This window comes from Tardiphaga sp. 862_B3_N4_1, assembly GCF_051811085.1.
Taxonomy (GTDB): Bacteria; Pseudomonadota; Alphaproteobacteria; order Rhizobiales; family Xanthobacteraceae; genus Tardiphaga; species Tardiphaga robiniae.
In genome coordinates this window covers 3,274,294-3,288,692 of the sequence record NZ_JBPWQB010000001.1, presented here as the reverse complement: position 1 = coordinate 3,288,692, position 14,399 = coordinate 3,274,294, and the positions used below count along the sequence as shown (strand labels likewise).

The following is a 14,399-nucleotide window of genomic DNA, read 5'->3' as shown; positions in this document are numbered from 1 at the left end:
TCATGGGGCTTCTCGGCATTCTCGTCGGGCTTGGTCTTCTCATCTGGCTGGCTTTCCGGGGGTGGAGCGTTCTGCTGCTTGCTCCGCTCTCCGCACTGGTTGCGGCGACTTTCGGCAGAGAGCCATTGCTTGCCAATTGGACGCAGACCTTCATGGGCAGTGCAGCCCAGTTTCTCGCTCAGTTCTTTCCCATCTTTCTGCTCGGCGCCGTATTCGGGAAGCTGATGGACGACAGCGGTGCGGTCACTGCGGTCGCGAACTTCATCACCCGCCGCCTGGGCGAGCGCCGGGTCATCCTCGCCGTGGTGCTCTCGGGGGCACTGGTCACCTATGGCGGCGTCAGCCTTTTCGTCGCATTTTTTGTGATCGTTCCGATGGCCCAGTCGCTGTTTCGCGCGGCGGGGATTCCGCGCCGCCTCGTGCCCGCGACGGTCATTCTTGGAACGTCCACTTTCACCATGTCAGCCTTGCCGGGCACACCATCGATTCAGAATGCGATACCCATGCCGTTCTTTGGCACCACGCCCTTCGCTGCGCCGGGCCTCGGCATGATCGCGTCATTGATCATGCTGAGCATTGGACTGTGGTGGTTGCTCCGCGCCGAGAAGGCGGCACGACAAGCGAATGAAGGTTATGGCGAAGAATTGTCGATCGCGACCAGCGCCGCTGCCGATGACGAGCGCTTGCGCGGGCGTGCTACGACGGCGCGCGAATTCGATCCGGCCGAAATATCCCACGGGCATCGCAGCGAAGCGGACGTGCCTGTCGTCAATGCCGTTCTTCCCCTGGTTGTCGTTGTCGTCGTCAATCTCGTGATGTCGCTCGTTGTCCTGCCCCGGCTTGATGTCTCCTTCCTGGCCGAACAGCGCTGGGGCAGCACGTCTCTACCTGCCGTTGCCGGCGTGTGGTCCGTTGTCGTCGCGCTCGCAGGCGCGACCGCGACAGTCGTCATCTGCAACTGGACGCGATTGCCTGCACTGCGACAGACGATGGATGCCGGGGCCAACGCGTCCGTACTGCCAGCGCTGACTGTCGCGAGCCTCGTTGGCTTTGGCGCTGTCATCGCAGCGCTGCCCGCATTCGACATGGTGCGGGACTGGGCGCTGGATATTAAAGGGGGGCCGCTGGTGTCGTTGGCCGTTTCCACGAACCTGCTCGCCGCGTTGACAGGTTCGGCATCCGGCGGACTGACAATCGCGCTGGATGCACTCGGTCAGACCTATATGGACGTTGCTACGCGGGAGGGAATCGATCCCGGGTTGCTGCACCGCGTAGCTGTGATCGGCTCCGGCACCCTGGACATTCTCCCTCACAATGGTGCGGTCGTCAGCCTGCTCGCGATCTGCGGCCTGACGCATCGCCAAAGTTATCTCGACATTGTGATGGTCGGCATCGTGAGCTCGGTTGTCGCTCTTGCCGCCGTGATTGCCATGGGCTCCGCACTGGGCTCATTTTGAACTCCGGCCCCAACCGCCGTTTTGTCCAGATTTCGCAGTCGACCACGTGCCGGGTGTGGCAGTGAGCCACCTTTGTCCGGCGCCGTTTGTCGGCTACGAATGAACTTTCGCCGCGCTCGCCGCGTCAACGAGACATCGGGCAAGCGAAGCGGCGGCGAATTGATACAATCGCAATCAAACGCCTGTACGATTCGCGATCGGAAGGCATTTGACCGGGGCACTGAATGGCAAATCGATTGGCGACGGCGCAACCCAACGTCGGGATGCGGCACTGGATATCTCCCGTCGTGGTGTTGGCAGCAATGGTTGCGGTGGCCGCTCCGGCGGCCGGAGCCGCCGCAAAGCAGGCGCGTCCCGCCCGCGTCGTCGAGGCGACCGCCCCGCGCGAAGCAGGCGAGCCGATGATGGCGATCGTGTCGATCAAGAGCCAGCAGGTCACATTCTACGACGCCGATGGATGGATCACGCGCGCACCGGTCTCGACCGGGGTGTCCGGCCGCGAGACGCCGGCAGGCGTCTTTGCGGTTCTCGAGAAGAACAAGGACCATCGCTCCAACATGTATGACGATGCCGCGATGCCGAACATGCAGCGGATCACCTGGAACGGTGTCGCACTGCATGGCGGGCCGTTGCCCGGCTATGCCGCGTCGCATGGCTGTGTGCGGATGCCATACGGCTTCGCGGACAGGTTGTTCGACAAGACGCGGATCGGAATGCGGGTGATCATCTCGCCGAATGACGCGGCGCCCGTCGAGTTTTCCCATCCGGCGCTTCTGATGCCGAAAGCGGAAGCCATCGCCGCTGCTCCGGGCCGTGTCGAGGTGCTCGCCCGCGAGGCTGCGGAGGCCGCTGCTGCCGCGGACGCGACGAAGAAACTCGCAGCGACTTCTGCGCGCGAGGCGAAGCCGCTGCCGGGGGCCCTGCGCAAGCTGCAATCGCTGAAGGCGCGCGCCGATGTCGAGCTCGTATCTGCCGACAAGGCCGTCGTTGTGGCAAAGACCGATGAGGCCAAGGCGCGGGCTGAGGACGCAAAGCAGAAGGCTGCCGCCAGGGCCGCGGAGCTCGGGGCGCAATTCGAAACCGCAAAGGCCGATACGGCGTCGAAGATTGATGCCGCGGCCGCTGCGAAGGATGCCGCCAAGGCCGCGGAGACCAAAAAGGTCGCCACCGCCAAGGCAGCGAGCGATGCGAAACTCGCGCTTGAGCCGGTCTCGATCTATATCAGCCGCGAGACGCAGATGCTTTACGTTCGGCGCAATACGCACAAGCCGGCACCGGACGGCGGCGGCGAGGTGTTCGATTCAAGCATCGAAGTTCCCATCACCATCCGCGACCCCGGCAAGCCGATCGGCACGCATGTGTTTACGGCAATGGCGCGGAACGACGCAGGCCTGCGCTGGAGCGCCGTCACGATCGACGAAGGCGATAGCGCGAAGGCCGCCCTCGACCGCATCACCATTCCACAGGAAGTGCTCGACCGGATCGGAGCGACCGCATTGCCACGCTCGTCGATTGTGATCTCCGACGAGCCGCTCAGCACCGAGACCAACTATCGCACCGAATTCGTCGCAGTGCTGAGTAATCAGCCTCAGGGTGGTTTCATTACGCGCAAGCCGACGCCACCTGCCGATCTCATGGCGAGCAGCGACGATGCGGATGGCGATGGCTTTGGCTCGTTCTTCCAGCGCTGGAATGCGGACCCCGCGCCCGTGCAGGCTCGCCGCAGGGTCGCGCCGTATCAGCGCCAGCCGCAAACCGGCTGGTGGTAGGTCCCGCCTGGCCATTGCTCGCTTGGGAAGCTGAGCAGCCTGATCGCATCGACGCGCGCGTCGCTATCAACCAGCGCTCCTCGCGTAATGCCGACGTCCACGATTGTTCGCTATGACGCGCGAATGGTTTGTGCGCTTTTGGTCGTCTTGCGGGCGATCGCCATGAAAGCGCGCGCGGCCGCTGTCTGGTAGCGATGGGCATCCCACAGCAAGGCTCCGGAGCGGCGTATCCACGGAGGCCCGATCGGAATGATCGCGAGGTCCTTTCGGGCGTTCAGGCTTCGGTCAGCAAGAACCGTCGGCAGCCCTCCCGATTTCGCGAGTTCGATCAGGGCCTCGACCGAGTTCATCTCGACGCGCACATCGAGCTGTATATCGGGCGGTAGTGACTGGTCGAGAATGCGGCGGGTCGCAAAGGCGGGGGTCAAAAGTGCTAACGGACGTTGGGCGAGCGCCTGCAGCGTGATCGACTGTTGTCGTGATTGATTTTGCGACTTCGCAAGCACCAGGACGAGCCGCTCCTCGAACAACAGGTCGACGCCCAATTCCGCGTGCTGGGGCGGCGCGAAAGCAATCGCGAGATCGAGATCTCCGGACAGGATGTGTCGCTCGACATCGTTTGCGGAGCCGACCTCCACGCTGAGCCGAACCTCGGGATATTTCTCGCCGAAGCTGCCGATGATCTTCGGCAGGAATGTCGTGCTGTAGGTGTAGATGACGCCGACACGAAGCGTGCCGGCCATGCCGCCCTCCAGCTCGGCGATTGCCGTGCGCGCCGCTTCGGTCTGAACCATCAGACGTTGTGCGTGTTCGCGCAGTGCATGTCCTGTCTCGGTCAGTTGCATGCCTTGGGGCGTCCGGTTGAACAGAACGGTGCCGAGGTCCTGTTCGAGGGCGCGGATCTGCTGCGACAGCGTTGGCTGGGCGACGCCGAGGGCTTCCGCAGCCTTCGCCATGCGCTTGTGGGTCGCGATTGCCAGAAAATAGCCGAGACGTCTGGGATCCATAGCCGATTACAATCTTCTATCACATCTATAGTTTTGACTGTGTTGGCCTATCACGCGTCTCGTGCCAGTGTTTGTCAATATCGGACCTGGCCGGCACGCTTTTGTGCGGCCGTCGAAACATAAGAACCGACTGGGAGGCTCTTTTCATGCTGTCACGACGCACCTTATTTGCCCGGGCGACCCACGCCGCGGTGGCGGCTTGCTGTATCGCCCTGGGCGCAAACCGTGCGACGGCGCAGGAGTATCCGACCAAGCCAGTCCAGTTGATCGTTCCCTTCGCGGCCGGCGGTGCCGCCGACATCATCGGCCGCACGATCGCGGAAAAGCTGAGCCAGACCTGGGGCCAACAGGTCGTCGTCGAAAACAGGGGCGGGGCCGGATCGAATATCGGCATCAACGCTGCCGCCAAGAGCGCTCCCGATGGTTACACGCTGGTGCTCGCGTCGATCGCCGTGGCCGTCAATCCCTGGCTTTTCAAGTCGATGCCGTACGATCCTGTGAAGGATCTGACACCGCTGACGCTGGCGCTCGAGACGCCGAATGTGGTGCTTGTGCCGCCCTCATCGCCGATCAAGAACATCAAGGATCTGATCGCCTTTGCGAAAGAAAAGGCGGCATCGGGCGGCGCCACCTATGGCTCTGCCGGCGTCGGTTCCTCTCTGCATCTGGCGGCGGAAGTGTTCCGGCAGCAGGCCAAGGTCGAGATGACCCACGTTCCCTATCGTGGCTCGTCGCCGGCCCTGACAGATCTGATGGCCGGCCGGATCGACCTGATGTTCGACAACGCCTCGACGGCGCTTCCGCAGGTGCAGGGCGGCAGCCTCCGCGCCATTGCCGTCACCACGAGGGAGCGCATCGCCGCACTGCCTGACGTGCCGACGATCAGCGAATCCGGGCTGCCGGGCTTCGAGCTCGCCAACTGGTGGGCCATTTTTGGTCCGGGCCAGATGCCGCCGGCGCTGGCGGAGCGCATCAGCGGCGATATCCGCAAGGTTCTGGCGGATCCGGATGTGCAGAAGCGTTTCGCCGATGTCAGCGGGCGCGTCATCGCGTCGTCGCCCCAGGAACTTGCTGCGCATCTGGCGCAGGAGAGCGCCAAATGGAAGCAGATCGTCGAGACCGCAGGCATTCGCGGCAGCCAGTGACGACAGACGTCCGACACACACCGCGATCGATCACTAACGAATATCAAGCGATAGACGAGCGCTCTTGCTGAGGGCGCTCATGGAGAATGATGTGAAGAAGCTACTTTCAGGTCTGATGGCATCGGTCATGGTCGTCACCACTTCGGCTGCCATGGCACAGAGCACCGCGCCGCTGAAACTGGGCGCCGTCCTCGACATGTCCGGCCTGTTTGCCGACATTACCGGGCCAGGCAGCGAGACTGCAGCCAAGATGGCCATTGAGGATTTCGGCGGCGAGGTTCTCGGGCGCAAGGTCCAGATCGTGGTCGCCGACCATCTCAACAAGTCCGACCTGGCCGCGAATTTCACCCGTGAAATGTTCGACAACCAGGGTGTCGAGGCTATCGTCGATGTGGCTGGCTCTGCCACGGCGCTGGCTGCGGCGGAAATGGCCAGGACGCGCGGCAAGATCATCATGTTCAATGGTCCCGGTGCGGTCAGGCTGACCAACGAGGCGTGCGGTCCCTACATCGTCCACTACACCTACGACACCTACGCGCTGGCCAGCGTCACCGGCCTGGCCACGGTGAAGCGCGGCCTCAATAGCTGGTTCTTCCTCACGGCCGACTACGCATTCGGCCAGGAGCTGGAGCGCGACACCTCGAACGTCGTTACCAAGGCGGGCGGCAAGGTTGTCGGCAATGTGAAGCACCCGATCAACACCTCGGATTTTTCGTCGTTCTTGCTTCAGGCGCAGAGCACCAAGGCAAGCGTGATCGGCCTGGCCAATGCGGGTGGCGACACCATCAATGCGATCAAGCAGGCCGCCGAGTTCGGCCTGACCCAGTCCGGGCAGAAGCTGTCGCCCTTGCTGGCCTTCATTTCCGACATCGACAGCGTCGGACTTGAAACCGCGCAGGGCCTGTTGCTGGCCGAGGCGTTCTATTGGGATCTCAACGACGAAACGCGCGCATTCGCTAAGCGCTTCATGGAGCGGACCAAGCGCGCGCCGACCTCGGCGCAGGCGGGCGTCTACTCCTCCGTGACGACCTACCTGAACGCGGTGAAGAAGGCAGGTACCACCGATTCAGCGGCCGTGATGAAGGTCATGAAGGACACGCCGATCAACGACATGTTTGCGAAGAACGGCCGGATCCGCGAGGACGGCCGCATGGTGCACGACATGTACCTGTTCGAAGTGAAGAAGCCGTCGGAATCGAAGGCGCGCTGGGACGACTACAAGCTACTGGCGACCGTCTCCGGCGACGACGCGTTCCAGCCGCTATCGGCGTCACGCTGCCCGCTCATCAAGAAGTAGCGCAGCGGCAGATGGCAAAGCGACGGGTCGCCGGGAAGGTAGCGGCGATCCGTTCAAGGCCCCATCCATGGACAACAGGAAGATGCCCTTCATGAGCACCAGCGTGGCAGTCCGCGTCGACCAGGTCGAGACCATCCTGGTCGATGTGCCGACGATCCGCCCCCATCGGTTGTCGATGCATACGATGAACAGCCAGACCCTGGTCCTGGTCATCATCCGCTGCTCCGACGGAACGATCGGAATCGGCGAGGGCACGACCATCGGCGGCCTTAGCTACGGCGAGGAGAGTCCCGAGGGCATCAAGCTGACCGTGGATACCTATATCGCTCCGGCCATCATCGGCATGGATGCGTCACGCGTCGCCGCGCTCATGGCCGACGTGAAGCGACGCGTCAAAGGCAACCGCTTTGCCAAATGTGCGGTCGAGACCGCGCTGCTGGATGCGCTCGGCAAACGCCTGGGCCTGCCGGTGTCGGAGTTGCTCGGCGGGCGCCAGCACGACACCTTGCCGGTGGCATGGACGCTGGCCAGCGGCGACACCGCGCGCGATATCGAGGAAGCCGAGCGGATGCTCGATGCGCGCCGCCACAATATCTTCAAGCTGAAGATCGGCCTGCGGTCCGTGGACGATGACGTGGCGCATGTGGCGGCCATCAAGCGCGCCCTCGGGGATCGTGCCAGCGTGCGGGTCGACGTGAACCAGGCCTGGAGCGAGCCCGAGGCACGGCGTGGCATTCCCGCCTTGGAGGCGGCCGGCGCGGACCTCATCGAGCAGCCTTTGTCGCGCGACAATCGCGGGGCTCAGGCCCGCCTTGCCGGCCGCTATGCCGTACCCATCATGGCTGACGAGGCGCTGCACGGCACGACGGATGCCTTCGACATCGCGGCGCGCGGTGCCGCGGACGTGTTCGCCCTGAAGATCAATCAGGCCGGCGGTCTGTACGATGCCGTGAAGATGGCTGCGATCGGCGATGCCGCGGGTCTCGGCCTGTATGGCGGCACCATGCTGGAAGGCGGTGTCGGCACCGCAGCGTCGGCCCAGGTTTTCTCCGTGCTGCCGAAGCTCGCATGGGGCACTGAATTGTTCGGCCCGCTGCTTCTGACCGAGGAAATCCTCGCGACGCCCCTGCGTTACGGCGACTTCGTGTTGCAGGTGCCGACGGCGCCCGGCATCGGCGTCGAGCTGGACATGGACCGTGTCGCATTCTTCCGCCGCGATGGTTACGCGCCGCGCGTTCAACCGGCCGGCACAACAACAGGAGCTTGATCGATGCTTTTTCAGGTGGAAATGGACGTTCAGATCCCGCCGGGTCTCGCCCCCGAGGTGGTCGAGCAACTGAAAAAGACCGAGCGTGAACGCGCGCAGGAACTGCAGAAGACAGGCGAGTGGCGTCATCTCTGGCGGGTTGCCGGACGTTACGCCAATGTCAGCATCTTCGATGTGGCGAGCAATGAGGCGCTGCACGATATTCTGTCGACATTGCCGCTCTTCCCCTTCATGCGCGTCAGCGTGACGCCTTTGTGCCGGCATCCTTCGTCGGTTCGTTCGGACGACAGCTAGGCGCGGGGCCGACCTTCGCTAACGCAGTATTCCGGCGAGACGGGCGGCTCACACAGCAGCTTCATCAGTACAATCTCGCAAGCGTATCGAACAGCGCGAGGTTGAGCCGTTTCAGGTCGTTGTCCACCGGCTCCGGTTGCGACGAGAATTTTGCCACGACCAGTTCGGCGCGCGGATTCACATAGAGATATTGCCCGTGAATGCCGAGCGCGAAGAACGCGCCGCTTGCGTTGCCGGTCTGGTACCATTTGTTGCGATAGCGGCCTTCAGGCAACCATTCGACGAACTTGCCCGCGCGCCAGGCCTCGGCAGAGCCGTTCGTGATCGTATCCGACACCCAGTCCTGCGCGACGATCCGGCGGCCGTTGGCCATGCCGCCCTGCCGCATCATCTCGCCGATGCGGGCGAGGTCGCGCGGGGTCATGCAAAAGCCGCCGCCGGTCCGGGCGCTGCCGATCGCATCGACCGTAATATAGGCATCCTGCCGCGCGCCGAGCGGCTGCCACAAACGCGCGGCGGCAAAGTCAGCGAAACGCTGACCCGAGGCGCGCTCGATCACCAGACCCAACACGTCCGAATTCGGCGAGCAGTAGTGAAAGGGGCCGCCATGGTCGCCGGGGCCCTTTTGCAGCGTAGCGAGGAAGGCGATCAGTGAGTCCGGAGTATCTCCCGGCACCGACGGCTCGAGCAGGCCGGCGCGGCGGTATCGCGCGAAATCGCCGCGGGGATCCTGATAGGTCTCTTCGAAATCGAGGCTGACCCGCATGTCGAGGACATCGCGCAGGCTCGCGTCCGAATAGGCGGAGGATTTGAGTTCCGGAACGTAGTGCGCGGCGGTCTCGTCGAAATCGATCAGGCCGTCGCTGTGTAAAATTCCCGCGACGATCGATGTCACCGACTTGCTCGCGGAGAACAGAATGTGCCGCGATTGCGCAGTAAAATTCGGCGCATGGTAATCTGCCACGACACGGCCGGATTTCATCAGCACGAGCGCATCGGTCGAGGTCCTGCGCAGCACATCTACGACAGCAGCTGTTTCTCCACCGACAGAGAATGTCTGCTTGAGCAAGTCTCCGGGATCGACAGGTGGATCCTCAATCAGTCCCGGCGTCGCTGCGATGGGTGCCGTCGGAATGAGTTCGGACACGTGACGGAATGCCCAGACATTCCAGGGCGCCTGACGCCAGTTATCGAGACGGACGTCGCTGCGTGCAAAACCATAGTCGGCTTCGAACGCCGAGGGCTGCCCGTTGCTCGTCATGACGCAATCTTCTCGCAGTCGGTCGGCTGAACGGCGCCGCCGAGCCAGCAGCCGTTGAGATCGCCGTTATCGAAGCTGAAGCGCACCTTGATCGCGGAGGGGCGATTCATGGCGCGTCCCTGGCGAATGGTGATCTGGCGCTCCGACGCATCCACCATCCGGTTCGCGAGGAGACCGAATGACAAGGCGGAGGCTGCAATGCCTGTTGCCGCATCTTCCGGGTAGCCTGATGAACTCGGAAACTGCCGCGCATCGATGACCTGCGCCTGCTGGTCGGACACGGCGTAGGGATAGAGACCGGTGGAGTCGATGCCATTGCACAGGCGCTCCATCCGCGAGAAGTCAGGCTTCAGGCCGTCGAGGATGGACACGCTCTTCAACGGAATGAGGGTCTTGACCCGGCTTGTGCGTGCATTCTGGATCGGGAACGGCGCGAGGCAGTCGGCACCGATCCCGAGGACGTCGAGAATGTCATCGACGCTTCGGGGCGTATCGGGAAGCGGCTCGATAACACCCGCAGGCTGTGAGACCTCGACCGAAATATCCTGTTCGTCTGATTGGCCGATCCGCGCATGGACGCGGCCACTCTTCGTCAGGATCGTGATCCGATCGCGCTGCAGCCGGCCGAGCCGTTGAATCAGCCACGTCGCGCCGACGGTGGCGTGTCCGCACATGGACATCTCATGATTGGGCACCCAGAAGCGAAATTCGAAATCGCAGTCCGAGCCCGGCGGAGGCGGCAACACAAACCCGCTCTCGTGCCCGTAAGCGCGCGCGACCTGCTGCATCTCTGCATCACTCATGCCGGCAGCGTCGATCACGATCGGGGCGGGATTACCGCCCTGCGGACCTGCCGCAAAGACACTGACAAATCGAACCTGCGGTTCGGGAGATATCGTCATCATGTTTGCACCCTGCACCCTCTAGCAGCCTCGCGCGTTCGCACTGCACGTCAGCCAGCGCTGCACGGAATTCACCGGTGCGAAGCTACGGAGGATGTTGCTGCAGCGCGCGTTCCAGCGGGCCCTAGATTTTGATCGGTCGGGCCATGCGCTTGCGGACTTCGCTTGGCGACTGGCCATCGGCCCGGCGCATCGCATGGGCGAGCGCCGCACCGCTGTCGAAGCCGACGCGGAGCGCGATCTCGCCGATCGGGAGATCGGTTGCTTTCAGCAGTTCGCTTGCATTGTCGAGGCGGATCCGTTGCTGGAATTCGCCGATCGACGCGCCGGTCCCCGCGCGAAACAGTCGGGTGATGTGACGCCGCGAAACGCCGAACCGTTCTTCCAGGGCGTCGAGCGGAACATCCCGGTCGGCATGAAGGGTGAGATAGTCCTTCAGCTCCGCGACCAATGTCATGCCGTGTTCGCGATGCGAGGCACTGGATACGGCATCGCCGGTCAGAGCCTCGGCGATGCACTGAACGAGCAGGGTAGAGGACAGTCCGTGCCGGATATGGGCATTGCCATAGGCGTGCCTGCCATCCCCGACCAGCAGCGCCTGCAGGGCGCGCAGTCTGTCTGACCGGCGAAACAGCCGGGTCGTTGATGTCCTGCGGCGGAATTCGCTCAGCGAGCCGTTCTCTCTTTCGAGGCGTTTCAGGACCGAGCCAGTTGCGTAGATGGCGACGTGGCTGTGTGCGCCGATCCCTGCGCGCGTCTCATGCGCCTGGTTCGGCGGAACGATCGCGAACCGGTCCTGCGACAGCCACGTGCCTTCGCGGCCGGCTTCGTGCTTCAGCTCGATCGTCCCGCGGCTCGGCAGGATGAACATCAGGCAATCATGCCAGTGCCACGGCATGGCGTAATCGCCGCAACCGGCGACAGCCGCGTGCTCGTCGTCCGCGGCGATCAGGAGATCTGCGTTTGCCGGATGACGTTGCCGTTCGAATGAACTCAGCATGTTCGGGCCCACATGTGTTGTCGACGAACCTAGCAGGGTGCGCCAATGCCCGCCAATTGACGCCCGGTTACTCCGCCGCGATAGCTGCCGGCTTCGGGCGCTTCTTCACGCGCTTGATGGTGCCCGAGAAGGTCAACAGCGAACGTTCGCCGGCTTTCAGGATTCCGCGCAGGAAGATCAATGAGCCGCCGATCCGGGTCATTTCGCCGTGGCATTCGACCAGCTCGCCTTCGCGGGCCGCATCGAGGAATTCGCAGCCGAACGAGACGGTGATGCCGGGGCCCTGCAGCTCGCGGGAGGCCAGCGCGAACAGGCAATAATCGGCGAAGGTCATGAAGCAGCCGCCATGGACGTTTTTCATGCCGTTGAGGTGCTTTTTCTCGACCCGGAAGGCGCAGCGGACGGAGCCGTCGGCCTCGACCTTGTGCCAGAACGGGCCGGAGACCGATTCGAAGGAATCCCGCTTCCAGGTGGTCCAGCCCGCAAATTCCCCCTCCGTCGCGGTATAGGCGTCGGCGTGGAACGGGATGGTGGCATCGGCGGGCACATTCACGGTCTGAACTCCTTGGATTGGCTGCGAAAAGTGTTAAATCCGATCCATCCGGCGGGCGCAATCCGGCGCCGGCGCAGGGCCTTATGCAGGCTGTTTTTCGAGCAGTTCGGGCATTGCCCGGGCAAAGCTTGGGACATGCGGGGAACGGGCCGGAATAGGCCTTTTCCGCATGCTCCGATCTCCCTATGAAGAAGCCTTACAGAGCCAAGAGACCCCATGACCGAGCCAAAGATCACTCCCGAACTCGTCGCTTCCCACGGCCTCAAGCCCGACGAGTATGAGCGCATTCTCAAGCTGATCGGGCGGGAGCCGACTTTCACTGAGCTCGGCATCTTCTCGGCCATGTGGAACGAGCATTGCTCGTACAAATCCTCGCGCATCCATCTGAAGGGGCTGCCGACCAAGGCGCCGTGGGTGCTGCAGGGGCCGGGTGAGAATGCCGGCGTGATCGATATCGGCGACAATCAGGCCATCGTGTTCAAGATGGAGAGCCACAACCACCCGAGCTATATCGAACCCTATCAGGGCGCGACCACGGGTGTCGGCGGCATCCTGCGCGACGTCTTCACCATGGGCGCACGCCCGATCGCCTGTTTGAACGCGCTGTCATTCGGCGCGCCGGAGCATCCGAAGACCCGCCACCTCGTATCGGGCGTCGTCGCCGGCGTCGGCGGCTATGGCAATTCGTTCGGCGTGCCCACCGTGGGCGGCCAGACGCGTTTCCACACCCGCTATGACGGCAACAACCTCGTCAACGCGATGGCCGTCGGTCTCGCCGATGCCGACAAGATCTTCCTTGCGGCGGCATCGGGCGTGAACATGCCGATCGTCTATCTCGGCTCCAAAACGGGCCGCGACGGCATTCACGGCGCGTCGATGGCCTCTGCCGAGTTCGACGAGGATTCCGAGGAGAAGCGTCCCACTGTGCAGGTCGGCGATCCCTTCGCCGAGAAGCTGCTGCTGGAAGCCTGTCTCGAAATCATGGCCGCCGATTGCGTCATCGCGATCCAGGACATGGGCGCTGCAGGTCTGACGTGCTCTGCCGTCGAGATGGGCGCCAAGGGCGACCTCGGCGTTGAGCTCAATCTCGACGCGGTGCCGACGCGCGAAGAGGGTATGACCGCTTACGAGATGATGCTCTCGGAGAGCCAGGAGCGCATGCTCATGGTGCTGAAGCCCGAGAAGGAAAAGCAGGCCGAGGATATCTTCCGGAAGTGGGGACTCGACTTCGCCATCGTCGGCTACACCACGCCAACGCTGCGCTTCGTCGTGAAGCATGGCGGCAAGGTGATGGCTGATCTGCCGATCAAGGAACTCGGCGACGAAGCGCCGCTCTACGATCGTCCGCATGTGCCGTCGCCGGCACTGCCGGTGGTCCATGCGCGCGACATCGCCGCGCCGTCGTCGATCCCGGATGCACTGGAGAAGCTGATCGGTACGCCCGAACTATGCTCGAAGCGCTGGGTGTGGGAGCAGTATGACCACGTCATTCTCGGCAACACCGTGCAGCGCCCCGGTGGCGACGCCGCGGTGGTGCGCATCGAGGACGGCCCCAAGGGTCTGGCGATGTCCGTCGATGTCACGCCGCGCTATTGCGAGGCCGATCCGGTCGAGGGCGGCAAGCAGGCCGTCGCCGAAGCCTGGCGCAACATCACGGCTGTGGGCGGCAAGCCGCTGGCAGTCACCGACAACCTCAACTTCGGCAATCCGGAGCGGCCGGAAATCATGGGCCAGCTCGTCGGCTGCCTGAAGGGCATCGCCGAAGCCTGCATCACGCTGGATTTCCCGATCGTCTCCGGCAATGTCTCGCTTTACAACGAGACCAACGGCCGCGGCATCCTGCCGACCCCGTCGATCGGCGGCGTCGGCGTGCTCGACGATTTCACCAAGTCCGCGACGCTGGCGTTCAAGGCGCCGGGCGAAGCGATCCTGCTGATCGGCGAAACCAAGGGCTGGCTCGGCCAGTCGGTCTATCTGCGCGACATCTGCGGCAAGGAAGAGGGCGCTCCGCCGCCGGTCGATCTTGCCACCGAAAAGCGCAACGGCGACGTGGTCCGCGGCATGATTCATGCGGGCACCGCCACCGCCGTGCATGACATCGCCGATGGCGGTCTCTTGGTGGCACTCACCGAAATGGCGATGGCTTCCGGTATCGGCGCCAAGCTCGATGCCGCGCCGTCATCGACGGTGCCGCATGCCTGGTGGTTCGGTGAGGATCAGGCGCGCTACATCGTGACTGTCGCGGAAGATCAGTTGCTGACCGTGCTGTCGAAACTGAAGAATGTCGGCGTGCCCTGCGTACAGATCGGCAAGACCGGCGGCCATGCGGTGGCCATTGCCGGTGAACGCGCCGTCGATATCAAGGCGCTTGTGCATGCGCATGAAAGCTGGCTGCCGAACTATATGAGCGGCAAGGCGTCGTAACAGGCGCTGATCTTTTCCCTCCC

At 63.4% G+C, this 14,399-nt stretch carries 12 protein-coding genes; 7 read left to right on the top strand and 5 right to left on the bottom strand.

The window, feature by feature from the left end; genetic code table 11:
* Positions 1-2 precede the first annotated feature (2 nt).
* Together AB8B02_RS15775 and AB8B02_RS15770 are read left to right on the top strand one after the other, a co-directional pair.
* Positions 3-1,457: a GntP family permease gene (locus tag AB8B02_RS15775; RefSeq protein WP_439064383.1), complete on the top strand. Its 1,455-nt coding sequence runs from the start codon at positions 3-5 to the stop codon at positions 1,455-1,457.
* A 224-nt stretch (positions 1,458-1,681) separates the two neighbouring features.
* Complete coding sequence (locus AB8B02_RS15770) at positions 1,682-3,226, top strand: L,D-transpeptidase (protein ID WP_175367915.1); 1,545 nt, start codon at positions 1,682-1,684, stop codon at positions 3,224-3,226.
* A gap of 110 nt (positions 3,227-3,336) precedes the next feature.
* Here the strand turns inward: AB8B02_RS15770 and AB8B02_RS15765 are convergent, their stop codons facing one another.
* Positions 3,337-4,233, bottom strand: coding sequence for a LysR substrate-binding domain-containing protein (locus AB8B02_RS15765; RefSeq protein ID WP_175367914.1), 897 nt, complete (start codon positions 4,231-4,233; stop codon positions 3,337-3,339).
* A 146-nt stretch (positions 4,234-4,379) separates the two neighbouring features.
* On the opposite strand from AB8B02_RS15765, the gene AB8B02_RS15760 reads away from it, so the two are divergent.
* The 4 genes from AB8B02_RS15760 (at position 4,380) to catC (ending at position 8,236) form a co-directional block, all read left to right on the top strand.
* Complete coding sequence (locus tag AB8B02_RS15760; RefSeq protein ID WP_439064382.1) at positions 4,380-5,378, top strand: Bug family tripartite tricarboxylate transporter substrate binding protein; 999 nt, start codon at positions 4,380-4,382, stop codon at positions 5,376-5,378.
* 91 nt (positions 5,379-5,469) lie between these two features.
* On the top strand, positions 5,470-6,675 hold the full coding sequence (locus tag AB8B02_RS15755; protein ID WP_439064381.1) for an ABC transporter substrate-binding protein: 1,206 nt from the start codon (positions 5,470-5,472) through the stop codon (positions 6,673-6,675).
* A 91-nt stretch (positions 6,676-6,766) separates the two neighbouring features.
* Entirely contained in the window at positions 6,767-7,942 is a 1,176-nt protein-coding gene (locus tag AB8B02_RS15750) for a muconate/chloromuconate family cycloisomerase (protein WP_439064380.1), read from the top strand.
* Positions 7,943-7,945: 3 nt separating this feature from the next.
* Positions 7,946-8,236 (top strand): muconolactone Delta-isomerase, encoded by a 291-nt coding sequence (gene catC, locus AB8B02_RS15745; RefSeq protein WP_093756482.1) that lies wholly within the window; start codon positions 7,946-7,948, stop codon positions 8,234-8,236.
* A gap of 64 nt (positions 8,237-8,300) precedes the next feature.
* Here catC and AB8B02_RS15740 read toward each other — a convergent pair whose 3' ends face one another.
* The 4 genes from AB8B02_RS15740 to AB8B02_RS15725 form a co-directional block, all read right to left on the bottom strand.
* Positions 8,301-9,497 (bottom strand): serine hydrolase domain-containing protein, encoded by a 1,197-nt coding sequence (locus AB8B02_RS15740; RefSeq protein ID WP_439064379.1) that lies wholly within the window; start codon positions 9,495-9,497, stop codon positions 8,301-8,303.
* Positions 9,494-10,402: a PhzF family phenazine biosynthesis protein gene (locus AB8B02_RS15735; protein ID WP_439064378.1), complete on the bottom strand. Its 909-nt coding sequence runs from the start codon at positions 10,400-10,402 to the stop codon at positions 9,494-9,496. Before AB8B02_RS15735 ends, AB8B02_RS15740 begins: the two co-directional genes overlap by 4 nt.
* 121 nt (positions 10,403-10,523) lie before the next feature.
* Entirely contained in the window at positions 10,524-11,399 is an 876-nt protein-coding gene (locus tag AB8B02_RS15730) for a helix-turn-helix domain-containing protein (protein ID WP_439064377.1), read from the bottom strand.
* Positions 11,400-11,466: 67 nt separating this feature from the next.
* A complete protein-coding gene (locus AB8B02_RS15725; RefSeq protein WP_371419948.1) occupies positions 11,467-11,946 on the bottom strand; it encodes a PaaI family thioesterase in 480 nt (159 codons plus the stop codon).
* Between the two features lie 222 nt (positions 11,947-12,168).
* Between AB8B02_RS15725 and purL the strand changes: the two genes are divergently transcribed.
* Entirely contained in the window at positions 12,169-14,376 is a 2,208-nt protein-coding gene (purL, locus tag AB8B02_RS15720; RefSeq protein WP_439064376.1) for a phosphoribosylformylglycinamidine synthase subunit PurL, read from the top strand.
* Positions 14,377-14,399: the final 23 nt, after the last annotated feature.